The following is a 13,020-nucleotide window of genomic DNA, read 5'->3' on the forward strand; positions in this document are numbered from 1 at the left end:
AGCCTAAGCACGCCCCGCCACCTCCGAACGAGCGGGACGCCCCTGACGAACGACCCGGCTGCTCGTGCACGGCCGCCGTTGTTCGTACGTACGGAACGCCGCCCAGCACAGGAGGAGCACCGCGGCGAACGCCGGGAGCCAGGCGAGCCGGGCGAGTATCCAGCCCGGTCCGTCGGGGACGGTGTGCAGGCCGGTCAGGTGGCCGCCGGTGAGCAGGCCGAGGGCCGTCACCGCCATCATCGAGGTCTGGTGCCAGAGGAAGACGGTCATGGCGGAGAGGTTCAGCAGCGCCACCGCGGCCCAGGCGGCCGGGCGTTGCAGGACCCGGCGCAGCGGGCCGCGCAGGAGCAGCGCCGCGCCGCACTGGGCGAGGCCGAAGGTGACGGCGGCGAGAGTGGGCGGGTTGAGGTTGGAGACCGCGGCACCGGGGACGCCGACCATGGAGGCGGGGTAACCGGCGAACAGGACCAGCAGCGCGGTGGCCACGGCACCGCCGAGCAGCAGCACCCAGCCCGTCGTACGGCCCCGCAGTGCGCCCCGAGCCCATGCCGCGCCCAGGCAGTACGGGACCAGCCAGCCCGCCGCCACATTGATCCAGCCGAGCGGCGCCGGGCCCCCGAGGCCGAACCGGAGGAGATCGACGTGCAGGACGACGGCGAGCGGCCACAGGGGGTGAAGCCGCGCCACCAGAGGGGTTGCCGCGGTCAGCCCGGCGAACACCAGGAGGAACCACAGGGGAGAGAGGACCAGTTTGAGGAGGGTGTGGAGGGTCTCGAGGCCCACCCCGGAGGCGAGCATCGCGACCGCCGCCACGGTCCACACCACCAGTACGGCGGCGACCGGCCGGAACAACCGGCCCAGCCGGGTGCCGAGCCATCGCCGGTACGTGGTGCCCCCGGCGCGGGCCGCTGCATAACTCTTCGCGCCCACCTGCCCGCCCACCAGGAAGAACACGGCGAGGGTCTGGAACACCCAGGACACCGGGGTGAGGCCGGGCAGCGAGGCGAGCGGACTGGCGACCTGCACCGTCCCGCTGTCGGAGATCAGGGCGGTCACCAGCCAGTGGCCCAGCACCACGCCGAGGATGGCGACGGCACGCAGGGCATCGACGGCCCGGTCGCGGCCGGGAGGGGTGGCGGAGTCGATCCGGCGGATGAGGTCACGCACGACGGCCGCCGGGGTGCGTGGCGGCGGCGGATTCTGCCGAAGCGGTGGCGATCCGGGCGATGTTCCGGAGGGATACGGAACCGGGCCTGAGGTAGTGGCTGTGGTCGGTATCGCCCGCGTCGAAGATCCGGGCCCCGAACTCCTTCGACATCGGATCGGCGCCGAACCCGATGGTGGCGGACAGGAGGGGGAGGCGTCCGTGCGGCAGGTCGGCGATCCAGTCGTGGGTGCCGCGGCCCGCCCAGACGGTGGCCCTGGTGTGCAGTTGGCCGGCGGTGTCGGAGCCGGTGCCGGGGCTGCCGTAGAGGATGATGTCGGCGACCCGCAGGCCCGAGGGGGCCGCGCGGCCGCAGACGACCGAGCCGTAGGAGTGGCAGACGAGGGAGATGCGGGGGGCGGTGCTCGGCGACCGGGGCAATGCGGCGCTCAACTCCCGCATGAACGAAGTGAGTTGGCGGGCGCCGTCCTCGGCCCGGCCCGGTGTCAGCACCGTGGGGCTCACCGTGCCCGGCGTCTCGTAGCCGAGCCAGGCGATCACGGCGGACCGGCCGCCCATCTCGTGCTGGAGCGCCACCGCGCCGTCCCGGAAGCGCCCGTACGTCTCGAGGCCGGTGTCCGAGCCCGGCACCAGTACGGCGATCCGCCCGGCGTGCGCCAGGTCGCCGAAGACCTCGGCGGTGCGGCCGCCGTCCCGCCCGTCGAAGGAGAGGAAGTGGCGCGCCGGGCCGGCCATGGTGCGCAGCGCGGCGGCCCGCCGCCGGTCGCCGTGGCCGGCGGCCATCCGTTCGGCCGCCCGGATGCCGGCGCGGTTCGCGGCGTAGCGGGCGTCGAGGGCGGCGGGGGTTGCGGTCAGCGGGCCCAGCTCGGCGGGTACGGGCGCCGGGACGGCCGTGGGGCGGGCCGCGCCCGATACCGGCACCGCCACCGATGCGGTGACGAGCGCGGCGAGCAGGGTGCGGCGCAGGCGGCTGCTGCGCTGGCGGGACGCCATGGCGGGTGGTCCTTCCGTCCGTACCGGATGTCGTGCGTGCGGTACGGACGGTAGGGAGCGCGACTGGTGGTTGGCGTCACACCGTGGTGTGGACCCGGGAAGTAGCTCCCAGGTACTACGAGTAGGGGGTACGGACTCAGGCCCGGATCATGTCCGGATCATTTCTGCGCACTTCTCCCCGATCATCATCGTCGTGATGCAGGGATTGACCGCCGTCAGGAACGGCATCGCCGAGCCGTCGCACACCCGCAGCCCGCTGACCCCCTTGACGCGCAACTGCGGGTCCAGCGGGGCCTCCGGGTCGTCGGCGGCGCCCATCCGGACCGTACAGGCGGGGTGGTAGACGGTGTTGTGCGTGGTGCGGATGTAGTCGAGGAGGTCGGCGTCGGAGCGGGCGGCGGGGCCGGGGGCGAGTTCGGTGCCGGCCCAGTCGGCCATGGGCGACTGGGAGATGATCTCGCGGGCCAGGCGCAGGCCGTGGGTCATCACCCGTACGTCGTGCTCATGGGTGAAGTAGCGGGGATCGACCTTGGGCTTGTCGCGGAAGTCGCGGGTGCGCAGCCGTACGGTCCCCACGGAGCGGGCACGGGTGACGTTCGGGGTGAGGCAGAAGGCGTTCTCGGAGGTGGGGTAGCCGCGGCGGTAGGTGTTCATGTCGAAGGGCACCGAGCCGTAGTGGAACATCAGGTCGGGGCGGTCCAGGCCGGGTTCGGTGGTGGTGAAGATGCCGATCTCCCACCACTGGGTGGAGGTGGTGACCATCGGCTGCTTCGCCTCCCACATGATCACGCCCTCCGGGTGGTCCTGGAGGTTGGCGCCGACACCGGGGGAGTCGACGAGGGGCTCGATCCCGGTGGCGCGGAGATGGGCGGCGGGTCCGATGCCGGAGAGCATCAGCAGCTTCGGGGAGTCGATGGCGCCGCAGGAAACGATCACCTCGCGCCGTGCGTTGACTGTGAGGGTGTGGATCAGATCGGGGGAGAGGTAGTCGACGCCCGTGCACCGCAGGGACGAGTCGAAGCGGAGGCGTCTGGCCTGGACGCCGGTGCGCACCTCGAGGTTGCGGCGGGTGCCCATGACGGGATGGAGATATGAGACCGAGGCGGAGGAACGGGTGCCGTCGGGACGGCAGTTGATCTGGAACCAGTTCGCGCCGCGGACGACGGTCGTGCCGGTGTTGAACGGCGTGGTGGGGATCCCGGCCGCCGCGCAGGCCTCCAGGAGGGCGACGCCGCAGGGGTCGTTGGGCGGCACGGTCCGCAAGGTGACCGGGCCGTTGCGGCCGTGGTGGCCGCCGGGAGCGTCATTGGTCTCCAGGCGCTGGTAGAGCGGGAAGCAGTCGGCCGCGCTCCAGCCCGTACAGCCCGTCGCCGCCCATTCGTCGAGGTCCTCGGCGGGCGCCCAGAAGGCGATACAGGAGTTGTGGGAGGAGCAGCCGCCCAGCACCTTGGCGCGGGCGTGGCGCATGAAGCTGTTGCCGTTCTCCTGCGGTTCGACGGGGTAGTCCCAGTCGTAGCCCGATGCGAGCAGGCCCATCCACTGGTCGAGGCGGAGGATGTCGGGGTCACCGACGTCGGAGGGCCCGGCCTCCAGTACGCACACGCTGACGCCCGGATCCTCGCTGAGCCGGGCCGCCACCACCGCGCCGGCGGTGCCGCCGCCGACCACGACGTAGTCGAATTCGTCCGCCTGGGGTTCTTCGGGCATGGCGCCGCCTCCGGATCAGGGGTGGGGGGTGGTGGAATCGGTCGACCCGGCGGCGTGGGTGGCCAGCACTCCGGTGCGCTTGCGCTGCACGAACCAGTAGTACGCGAAGCCGCCGAGCGCCACGACGCCGATGAACAGGAAGGCGCCCCAGCGGAGGTACCAGTGCTGCGGGCCGGTGGCGTTGTAGACCGCGGCGCGCGGCCAGGCGAGGTTGAGGGACATCCCGGCGCCCCAGAGGACGGCGAGGACGTTCACCGGGAGCCCGAACCTTCCCAGCGAGAACCGCCCCTCGACCGGCCGCCATCCGCCGCGCAGCCGCTGGACCAGCATCGGCAGGGTGACCAGCAGATACGCCAGATAGATCATGATGATCGCGATGCTGGTGATCACGGAGAAGATCTGCGGCTGATTGACGTTGATGAGGAGGATGGCGACCGCCACCAGGCCGATGATGACGGCCGGCAGCACCGGCGTCTGGAAGCGCGGGCTGACCTTGGCCAGCCGCGCGGCGGCCGGGAGGTTGTTGTCCCGGGCCATGGCATACGCCAGCCGGATGCTGGCGGTGTGCACCGCCAGCTCGCACACCGTGATCGCGACGACCACACACCACAGCACGATCTGCCCGACCGTCGAGCCCAGCGTGGACAGGACGACGTACTGCAGACCGTCCACCGACAGCTCCTTGGCGTGCAGATCGGGCACGGCCAGCAGGGCGAACAGCAGGATCAGCCCGCCGATGGCGAACGACGCCACCAGGGCGCGCAGGATCGCGCGGGGTGCGTTGCGGCCGGGGTCCTTGGACTCCTCACCGAGCGACGAGGCCGTGTCGAAGCCGTACATCACATACGCCGAGGCCAGCGACGCGGTCAGAAACGCGCCGAGGTAGCCCAGGTCCTGGCCGGCGCCCAGACCGAACGTCTCGGTCAGCGCACCGGGGCCGCGGGTGACATGGGCGGCGAGGAGGATGATCAGCACGATCGCGGCGATCAGCTCGATGGCCACGCCGGCGGAGTTGATCCGCGCCATCAGCTTGACGCCGAAGGCGTTGACCAGCGTGGTGAAGGCGACGAGTACGGTGCCGAGCAGGACGGCGTTGGCCGCCGCATCGGTCTGCCCCGTGCCGTCGCCGATGAACTGGAACCACGACGAGATCTGCGGCAGCGTCACCTGATAGGCCAGGGCCACGGCGGACAGCGACACCATCGAGGCCGTCAGCATCATCCAGCCGCCCAGCCAGCCGACATGCGGGCCGCCCAGCTGCTTGGCCCAGTTGTAGATCGAGCCCGCCACCGGATACCGCGCGGCGAGCTCGCAGAAGCACAGTGCCACCATCAGCTGCCCGAAGAAGACCATCGGCCACGACCACCAGTACGCCGGACCGCCCTGGCTCACTCCGAAGTAGAACAGCTGGAAGGTGCCGGTGAGGATGGAGATATAGCTGATACCGGCGGCGAAGGTGTGGAAATTGCCCAGGGTGCGTTTGAGTTCGGGTTTGTAGCCGAGTTCCGCGAGCGACTCGTCGTCGTGCTCGTGCGCACCGCCGGTCACTCGAACCACCTCTGCGGCCGTGGCGCCGTATTACGCCAGATGTGCTTGGCCTCCTGATACTCCGCCAGCCCCGCCGGTCCCAGCTCGCGCCCGACACCGGACTGCTTCATCCCGCCCCACTCCGCCTGCGGCACATACGGATGGAAGTCATTGATCCACACCGTCCCCGCCCGCAGCCGGGCCGCGACCCGGTGCGCCCGCTCGCTGTCCTGCGTCCACACCGCCCCGGCCAGCCCGTACACCGTGTCATTGGCCAGCGAGACCGCCTCGTCCTCGTCCCGGAACCGCTCCACCGTCAGCACCGGGCCGAACGACTCCTCACGGACGACGGACATGTCCGGGGTGCACTCGTCCAGCACCGTCGGCAGGTAGTAGAAGCCGTCCGCCAGCGCCGGATCGTCCGGCGCCGAACCCCCGCAGAGCAGCACGGCGCCCTCGTCCAGCCCGGCCGCCACATACGCCTCCACCTTCGCGCGATGCGCGGCCGAGATCAGCGGCCCGGTCCGGGCGGCCTCGTCGAACGGCCCGCCGAGCCGGATCCGCTGCGCCCGCGAGACCAGCTCGTCGACGAACGCATCGTGCAGATCGTCCTGGACGAGCAGCCGCGCACCCGCCGAACAGACCTGCCCGGAGTGCAGGAAGACCGCCATCAGCGCGTAGTCCACGGCCGCGTCGAAATCGGCGTCCGCAAAGACGATGTTCGGGTTCTTGCCGCCCAGCTCCAGGGCGATCTTCTTCACCGTGGGCGCGGCCGCGGCCATGATGCGCCGCCCGGTCGCCAGCCCGCCGGTGAACGACACCATGTCCACCCGCAGATCCTCGGTCAGCGGCGCGCCCACCAGAGCGCCGGTGCCGAGCACCAGATTCGCCACACCGTCCGGCAGCCCCGCCTCCTGCAGCAGCCGCATCAGATGCACCGCGGTGTGCGGGGTCAGCTCGCTCGGCTTGAGCACAAACGTATTGCCGGTGACCAGCGCCGGAGCGACCTTCCAGGCCGTCTGGAGCAGCGGATAGTTCCACGGCGTGATCAGCGCGCAGACACCCACCGGCTCATGCCGCACCGTGCTGTCCGCCTCCGCCACGCCCGTGTCCACGACCCGGTCGGTACCGCCCGCCGCGCCCAGGTTGCCGAAGTAGCGGAAGCAATTGGCGATGTCGTCCATGTCGTACGCGCTCTCGACCAGCCGCTTCCCGGTGTCCAGCGACTCCGCCCTGGCCAGCGCGTCCTTGTCCCGCTCCAGCAGCTCGGCGACCCGCAGCACCAGCCGGCCCCGCTCGGCGGCCGGCGTCCGCGGCCAGGCCCCGTCGTCGAAGGCCACCCGGGCGGCACCCACCGCCGCGGCCGCATCCTTGGGGCCGCCCTCGTCCACGGTCGCGACCAGCCTGCCGTCCGCCGGACAGCGGATCTCCCGCACCTGACCGTCGGCCGCTGCGGTCCACTGACCCCCGATGAACAGCTCCGGCATGGTCGGGCCTCCGGTATCCGGTCGCGTACGGTGGCGGTTTCTGCACCGAGAGTAAGTCGGCTGTGGCAGGTTCGCACGGTACGCGGGCCGCGCGCGTGGGGCCGTCCGGCGGCGCGGGACAATCGGGTCATGCCCACAGAGCCCGCCCCCGAGGTCCGCGCCGCCGGCCCCGCTCCGTACCCGGTCCCCGACGCCGCGGCCTATCTGGCCGGCGGCTGGCGCATCGAGCGCACGGTGTACGACCTGCGGTCCGGCACCGAGGGCAGCTTCCGCGGCACGGCCGACTTCCGGCCCGATGCGGCCGGCGCCGGGCTGCTGCACACCGAGGAGGGCGAGCTGACCTGGGGCGGGGCGGTGCACCCGGCGAGCCGGACGCTGCGCCTGCGGCCACGGCCGGACGGCACCGCCGAGGTGTTCTTCGCCGACGGCCGCCCCTTCCACGACCTCGATCTGCACACCGGCCGCTGGTGCGCCGTACACCCCTGTGCCGCGGACCGGTACCGGGGCACCTTCACCGTCGTCACGGCCGGGGAATGGCGCCTGGAGTGGCGGGTCGGCGGCCCGGCGAAGGACCAGCTGCTGCGGTCGGTCTACCGGCGGGCCCCGGTCACCCCGTGACCGGCTCCTCGCCTCCCGCGCCCTTGACCGCCCGCAGGGCGAACAGCAACGGCACGATCGGCTCGGACTCCGGCAGCCGCCACCACCCGTTCCCGTCCGGCACCATCGCCTCGAACCGCTTCCAGGGCAGCACCTCGGTCTCCCGCACCAGCTCGACCGTCAGACCGGCGGCCACGACGGCCGAGACGACCTCGCCGAGGCCGTGCCGCCACTCGTAACTGGTCGTCGCGCCCTGCACCGGCGGGCCGTCGGTATAGGTGTGCGGCGTATCGCTCCGGATCGGGCCGCGGCCCGCCAAGTAGTCGTGACGGAGCAGGAGCTGCTCGCCGTCGGGGCCCGGCGTCGGGCCCAGGGCGTTGAGCAGCGGGTGGAACTCCACGAGGTAGAACGTGCCGCCCGGCCGCAGCAACGCACCGACCGTCTCGGCCCAGGCACGCAGGTCCGGCAGGTAGCACAGCGCCCCCTTGCCGGTGTAGACGACGTCGAAGCGCCGGCCACCGAGGACCTCCACGGCGTGATGGACGTCCGACTCGACGAACTCCACCTTCCGGCCCGCCTCCCGCGCGAGCCGCCGGGCCTCGGCGACGGACGCGGCCGAGAAGTCCAGGCCCACGGTGTGCGCGGCGCCCCGCTCGGCGAAGGCGGCCGTCTCCGTCCCCAGATGGCACTGCAGATGCAGCACATCCCGCCCCGCCAGATCGCCGAGATCCGCCCACTCGAACGGCGCGAACCAGTCCTCCGCGGTCCGCGAACCGTCCAGTCCGTAGAACCGGCTGGCCACATGGACGGGGGTGCGCGCGTCCCAGTTCGCCCGGTTGGCCCGCACCATCTCCGCCACGGTCGGCGACGCCCCGTGGATCCCTGCCCCGTACGTCGGCTCACTCTGCTCAGTGGTCATCCAGCCCTCCTACCCAGCCCCGAACACGACCCGAACGCCCCGTCCGATTTCCGCCAGCGCCGCTCCGCCGCCTGCCGCACAGTGGAAGGGTGATGAGCGAGGGCAGCAAGTACGAGGCGGTGTGCAGCCGCGATGCGCGATTCGACGGCGATTTCTTCTTCGCCGTCACCACGACCGGGATCTACTGCCGGCCGAGCTGCCCGGCCACGACCCCCAAGCAGAAGAACGTCCGGTTCTTCCCGACCGCCGCCGCGGCCCAGGGCTCAGGCTTCCGGGCCTGCCGCCGCTGCCGTCCGGACGCGGTGCCCGGCTCCGCTGAGTGGAACGTCCGGGCCGATATGGTCGGCCGCGCCATGCGCCTGATCGGTGACGGCGTCGTCGACCGCGAAGGCGTCGCCGGACTCGCCCGGCGGCTCGGCTACAGCGCCCGCCAGGTGCAGCGCCAGCTGAACGCCGAGCTCGGCGCCGGCCCGGTGGCCCTGGCCCGCGCCCAGCGCTCGCACACCGCGCGGATACTGCTCCAGACGACACCGCTGCCGATCGCCGAGATCGCCTTCGCCTCCGGATTCGCCAGCGTGCGGCAGTTCAACGACACCATCCGCGAGATCTACGCACTCACGCCCACCCAGCTGCGCACCGCCCGGCCCGGCCGGACCACCCGCTTCGGTCCGGTGGCGCAGCCGGCCGGCGCGGGCGGCATACCGCTGCGCCTGGCCTTTCGCGGACCGTACGCCGCCGCCGAGGTCTTCGACTACCTCGAACGCCGCGCGCTCACCGGCATCGAGGAGATCCTCGGCGAGCCCGGCACCCGCACCTACCGCCGCACCCTGCGTCTGCCGGGCGGCTCCGGTATCGCCGAGGTCGACGAGCGGCCGGGCGGCGGCGCGGAGGGCACCGGCGGCGGCTGGCTGGAATGCCGGCTGCACCTGAGCGAACTGCGCGATCTGACCACCGCCACCCAGCGGATCCGCCGCCTGCTCGACCTGGACGCCGACCCGTACGCCGTCGCCGACCACCTCAGCCAGGACCCGCTGCTCGCCGCGCTCGTGGCCCAGCGCCGCGGACTGCGCTCGCCCGGCACCTGCGACGCCCATGAACTCGCCGTACGCGCCGTGCTCGGCCAGCAGGTGTCGGTCCCCGCGGGCCGGAAGCTCGGCAATGCCGTCGTTGCCGCCTACGGCGAACCGCTCGCCGAGCCCAGCGGCGGTCTCACCCGTCTCTTCCCCGCCACGGAGGACCTGGCCGGGGCCTCCCTGGCGGAGCTCGGCATGCCCGACTCCCGCCGCACCACCCTGCGTACCCTCGCCGCCGCGCTCGCCGACGGCACCGTACCGCTCGACGCCGGAGCCGACCGCGACCAGGCCGAGAAGGAGCTGCTGAACCTGCGCGGCATCGGGCCCTGGACGGCCGGCTACATCCGGATGCGGGCCCTCGGCGACCCCGATGTGCTGCTGGAGGGCGATGTCGCGGTGCTCGCCGGGATGCGGAACTCCGGTGCGTCGATGGCCGATTCGGACGCCTGGCGTCCCTGGCGCTCCTACGCCATGCACCACTTCTGGAACGCCAAGGCCCGGCCGCAGACGGCCGTCTGAAGCGGAAATGCGACGTCCGAATTCCGCCAGCAATGCCCCGTGCGAGGCAGCAGGATGGGACGTATCGACAAGGACGTATCGACAGGCACGTGCGACAGATACGTGCGACAGATACGCGCCACAGACAGGAACGAGAGGAACGGACCGATGACGGTCTACACCACCATCGACAGCCCCCTGGGGGAACTGCTCCTGGTCGGCGAGAAGTCGGGCACCGCCACCGGCGGCACCGCCCTCGCCTCGCTGTCCCTCCCCGGCCAGAAGGGCGGCGCCACCGTCCAGGCCGGCTGGACCGCGGACGCGGACGCGTTCGCCGAGATCGCCGCCCAGCTCACGGCCTACTTCGCCGGCGAGCGCACCGGCTTCGACATCGAGTACGTCACCGCCGGCACCGACTTCCAGCGACGGGTGTGGACCGCCCTGGACGACATCCCCTACGGCAAGACCTTCAGCTATGGCGAGATCGCCGCGCAGATCGGCGCCTCGCGGGCCGCGGTGCGCGCCGTCGGCACGGCCATCGGCCGCAACCCGCTGCTCGTCGTCCGCCCCTGCCACCGCGTGCTCGGCGCCAACGGCGCGCTGACCGGCTACGCCGGAGGACTGGAACGCAAGGAACAGCTCCTGCAGCTCGAAGGCGTCCTCCCCGCGGCCTGACCGCACCCCGTCCCGGAGACCCCTATGACCACCGCACCCGGCATGACCGACGCCACCGCCCCGTCCACCCGCCGTATCGCCGCGGCCGACTGGGATGCCCTGGCCACCGAGCTGGACACCTACGGCGGCGCGCTCACGCCGCAGCTCCTGACCCCCGCCCAGTGCGCCGAGATCGCCGCGCTGTACGAGAAGGAGGAGCTGTTCCGCACCACCATCGACATGGCCCGCTACCGCTTCGGCTCCGGCCAGTACCGTTATTTTCACCACGACCTCCCGGAGCCGGTCGCCGCCCTGCGCGCCGCGTTCTACCCCCATCTGCTCACCATCGCCCGAGACTGGGCCGCCCGACTCGGCCGCCCCGCGCCCTGGCCGGACACCCTGGAGGAGTGGCTGGCCAGGTGTCATGACGCGGGCCAGGACCGCTCCGCGCAGATCCTCCTCCGCTACGAGGCGGGCGACTGGAACGCCCTGCACCGCGATGTCTTCGGCGACATGCTCTTCCCGCTCCAGGTCGTCATCGGCCTGGACGCCTACGGCACCGACTACACCGGCGGGGAGTTCCTGCTCGTCGAGCAGCGCCCGCGGGCCCAGTCGCGCGGCACCACCCACGTGCTCGCGCAGGGCCACGGCCTGATCTTCACCACCCGCGACCGCCCGGTGGCCACCAGACGCGGCTGGTCGGCCGGCGCCATGCGGCACGGCGTCAGCACCGTCCGCTCCGGCCGTCGGCACGCCCTCGGCCTGGTCTTCCACGACGCCGCCTGAGGCCGCCCGATGCACACCGACCCACGGGGCCACGGCCCCGCAGACGGGCCCGCTTCGCCGCTCATCGGCGCCGAGGACCTGGCCGAGTCCCTCGCCGCGTACGGAGACCTCCCGCGGCCGGCACCCCACACGAACGCCGAACTCGCCGCCCTCATCGGCCTGTTGAAGCGCCCCAAGGCCCGGATCGAGACCGTCACCGTCGGCCACAGCCGCGATGCCGCCTCCCGCGCCGCCGCCGGGGCCTTCGCCGCGGCATGGCAGGCCCGCGGCGGCACGGTCCTCGCCGCCGTCGACTGGCCCGAGTCGGCCGCCTCCTGGCTGCGCCCCGCGAAACGGCTGACCAGCAGGGAGCCGGACGCCTGGGTCATCGCCGCGGCCCCGCTCGGCTTCGCCCAGCTCGCCCGCCGCCTGCGGCACAGCACCGACTGGGACCCGGCCCACACCGTCGCCTTCGCCGCCCTCCAGGATTCCCGGCTGCCCGCCCTGGCCGGCCCGGAGACCCTCCACGGGCTGCGCGGCGTGACCAGCGGCGGCGGCATCTGGGAGGTGAACGGGCGCTGGGTCACCACCCATCCGCCCGCCGCCGGACCGTAGTTCACCGCCTGGCCGGTGAACGCCCTTGATTCGTACGTCAGTTGTCTGCAACGACAGCGGCCCGGTGGGTATGTTGGACGCCGCACGGCGTAGTCGTCCCCGTACGGACGGTGCGCCGCTGCCGTATGGGCCGGTCAGGGCCGGTGAGGCCGGTGGCTGTCGAAGCGACGGGAAGTGTGGAATTGAGCCAGGAGACGCGACCGCAGTCCAGTGCCGTCGATGTCAGCGTCCCGAGCGTGGCGCGGATGTACGACTACTACCTCGGCGGCAAGGACAACTACGCCGTCGACCGCGAGGCGTGCGACGAGCTGAGCAAGGTGGTACCGAGTACCCAGGTGCTGGCGATCAACAACCGGCGGTTTCTGCAGCGGGCGGTCCGCTGGCTGGCCCGCGAGCGCGGTATCCGGCAGTTCATCGACCACGGCTCGGGCCTGCCGACCCAGGACAACGTCCACCAGGTCGCGCAGCAGGTCGACCCGGAGTCCCGGGTGGTGTACGTCGACAACGACCCCATCGTGCTGGCGCACGGCCGCGCCCTGCTGGAGGAGAACGACCACACCGCCGTCATCCAGGCGGACATGCGGGACACCGAGGGCATCTTCGGCAGCCCGGAGGTCGAGCGGCTGATCGACTTCAGCCGGCCGGTCGCCGCGCTGTTCGTTTCCGTACTCCACTGCATTCCGGACTCCGACGACCCCGGCGGCCTGGTCCGGCGGGTCGCCGACCGGCTGGCGCCCGGCAGCTATCTGGTGGTGTGCCAGCTGGTCAGCGAGGACGCCGCAACGCGCGACTTCGTCACGAAGTTCATGGACGAGAGCACCCACGGGCAGTGGGGCCGGGTGCGCCAGGCGCATGAGCTGGCGGCGTTCCTGGACGGGCTGGAGGTCGAGGAGCCCGGTCTGGTGGAGGTCTCCACCTGGAGGCCCGATGCGGACCTCGGACCCAGGCAACTCACCAAGGAATGGATCGAGTTCGGGGGAGTGGCCCGGAAGGTGTAGCCAGGGGACGGGAGCGGAGCGG

The 13,020-nt window shown here is 72.2% G+C and carries 12 protein-coding genes; 6 read left to right on the plus strand and 6 right to left on the minus strand.

What is annotated here, in order from left to right; all coding sequences use genetic code 11:
- Positions 1-3: 3 nt before the first annotated feature.
- The 5 genes from ADL29_RS25935 to ADL29_RS25955 all read right to left on the minus strand — a co-directional run bounded on the left by ADL29_RS25935 (position 4) and on the right by ADL29_RS25955 (position 6,879).
- On the minus strand, positions 4-1,167 hold the full coding sequence (locus tag ADL29_RS25935) for an acyltransferase family protein (RefSeq protein ID WP_053926010.1): 1,164 nt from the start codon (positions 1,165-1,167) through the stop codon (positions 4-6).
- On the minus strand, positions 1,160-2,158 hold the full coding sequence (locus tag ADL29_RS25940) for an alpha/beta hydrolase (RefSeq protein WP_053926011.1): 999 nt from the start codon (positions 2,156-2,158) through the stop codon (positions 1,160-1,162). The genes ADL29_RS25935 and ADL29_RS25940 overlap by 8 nt, the downstream gene beginning before the upstream one ends.
- A 147-nt stretch (positions 2,159-2,305) precedes the next feature.
- Positions 2,306-3,865, minus strand: coding sequence for a GMC family oxidoreductase (locus ADL29_RS25945; RefSeq protein WP_053926012.1), 1,560 nt, complete (start codon positions 3,863-3,865; stop codon positions 2,306-2,308).
- Positions 3,866-3,880: 15 nt separating this feature from the next.
- Positions 3,881-5,413: an APC family permease gene (locus ADL29_RS25950; RefSeq protein ID WP_245689637.1), complete on the minus strand. Its 1,533-nt coding sequence runs from the start codon at positions 5,411-5,413 to the stop codon at positions 3,881-3,883.
- Positions 5,410-6,879 (minus strand): aldehyde dehydrogenase family protein, encoded by a 1,470-nt coding sequence (locus ADL29_RS25955; RefSeq protein WP_053926014.1) that lies wholly within the window; start codon positions 6,877-6,879, stop codon positions 5,410-5,412. Before ADL29_RS25955 ends, ADL29_RS25950 begins: the two co-directional genes overlap by 4 nt.
- A 129-nt stretch (positions 6,880-7,008) precedes the next feature.
- On the opposite strand from ADL29_RS25955, the gene ADL29_RS25960 reads away from it, so the two are divergent.
- Complete coding sequence (locus tag ADL29_RS25960) at positions 7,009-7,497, plus strand: DUF6314 family protein (RefSeq protein WP_053926015.1); 489 nt, start codon at positions 7,009-7,011, stop codon at positions 7,495-7,497.
- Here ADL29_RS25960 and ADL29_RS25965 read toward each other — a convergent pair.
- Positions 7,487-8,395, minus strand: a complete 909-nt coding sequence (locus ADL29_RS25965; protein WP_053926016.1) for a class I SAM-dependent methyltransferase — start codon at positions 8,393-8,395, stop codon at positions 7,487-7,489. The two genes, ADL29_RS25960 and ADL29_RS25965, sit on opposite strands and share 11 nt — an antisense overlap.
- Positions 8,396-8,487: 92 nt before the next feature.
- Here ADL29_RS25965 and ADL29_RS25970 point away from each other — a divergent pair, with 92 nt between their 5' ends.
- The 5 genes from ADL29_RS25970 to ADL29_RS25990 all read left to right on the plus strand — a co-directional run bounded on the left by ADL29_RS25970 (position 8,488) and on the right by ADL29_RS25990 (position 12,998).
- Positions 8,488-9,987: an AlkA N-terminal domain-containing protein gene (locus ADL29_RS25970; RefSeq protein WP_053926017.1), complete on the plus strand. Its 1,500-nt coding sequence runs from the start codon at positions 8,488-8,490 to the stop codon at positions 9,985-9,987.
- Positions 9,988-10,134: 147 nt separating this feature from the next.
- On the plus strand, positions 10,135-10,641 hold the full coding sequence (locus ADL29_RS25975) for a methylated-DNA--[protein]-cysteine S-methyltransferase (protein WP_053926018.1): 507 nt from the start codon (positions 10,135-10,137) through the stop codon (positions 10,639-10,641).
- A 24-nt stretch (positions 10,642-10,665) separates the two neighbouring features.
- Entirely contained in the window at positions 10,666-11,406 is a 741-nt protein-coding gene (locus ADL29_RS25980; RefSeq protein WP_078971291.1) for a 2OG-Fe(II) oxygenase, read from the plus strand.
- Between the two features lie 9 nt (positions 11,407-11,415).
- The gene (locus ADL29_RS25985; RefSeq protein ID WP_053926019.1) at positions 11,416-12,000 is read left to right on the plus strand and encodes an ABC transporter substrate-binding protein; all 585 of its coding nucleotides are present in this window, start codon (positions 11,416-11,418) and stop codon (positions 11,998-12,000) included.
- A 182-nt stretch (positions 12,001-12,182) separates the two neighbouring features.
- A complete protein-coding gene (locus ADL29_RS25990; protein WP_053926020.1) occupies positions 12,183-12,998 on the plus strand; it encodes an SAM-dependent methyltransferase in 816 nt (271 codons plus the stop codon).
- Positions 12,999-13,020 lie beyond the last annotated feature (22 nt).

Source organism: Streptomyces chattanoogensis (genome assembly GCF_001294335.1).
Lineage (GTDB): Bacteria > Actinomycetota > Actinomycetes > Streptomycetales > Streptomycetaceae > Streptomyces > Streptomyces chattanoogensis.

What these genes read in the sequence shown, in the direction of transcription:
- ADL29_RS25940 (WP_053926011.1), bottom strand. Translation starts at nt 2,158, where the DNA reads ATGGCGTCCCGCCAGCGCAGCAGCCGCCTGCGCCGCACCCTGCTCGCC.
- ADL29_RS25955 (WP_053926014.1), bottom strand. Translation starts at nt 6,879, where the DNA reads ATGCCGGAGCTGTTCATCGGGGGTCAGTGGACCGCAGCGGCCGACGGT.
- ADL29_RS25945 (WP_053926012.1), bottom strand. Translation starts at nt 3,865, where the DNA reads ATGCCCGAAGAACCCCAGGCGGACGAATTCGACTACGTCGTGGTCGGC.
- ADL29_RS25970 (WP_053926017.1), top strand. Translation starts at nt 8,488, where the DNA reads ATGAGCGAGGGCAGCAAGTACGAGGCGGTGTGCAGCCGCGATGCGCGA.
- ADL29_RS25980 (WP_078971291.1), top strand. Translation starts at nt 10,666, where the DNA reads ATGACCACCGCACCCGGCATGACCGACGCCACCGCCCCGTCCACCCGC.
- ADL29_RS25985 (WP_053926019.1), top strand. Translation starts at nt 11,416, where the DNA reads ATGCACACCGACCCACGGGGCCACGGCCCCGCAGACGGGCCCGCTTCG.
- ADL29_RS25975 (WP_053926018.1), top strand. Translation starts at nt 10,135, where the DNA reads ATGACGGTCTACACCACCATCGACAGCCCCCTGGGGGAACTGCTCCTG.
- ADL29_RS25960 (WP_053926015.1), top strand. Translation starts at nt 7,009, where the DNA reads ATGCCCACAGAGCCCGCCCCCGAGGTCCGCGCCGCCGGCCCCGCTCCG.
- ADL29_RS25965 (WP_053926016.1), bottom strand. Translation starts at nt 8,395, where the DNA reads ATGACCACTGAGCAGAGTGAGCCGACGTACGGGGCAGGGATCCACGGG.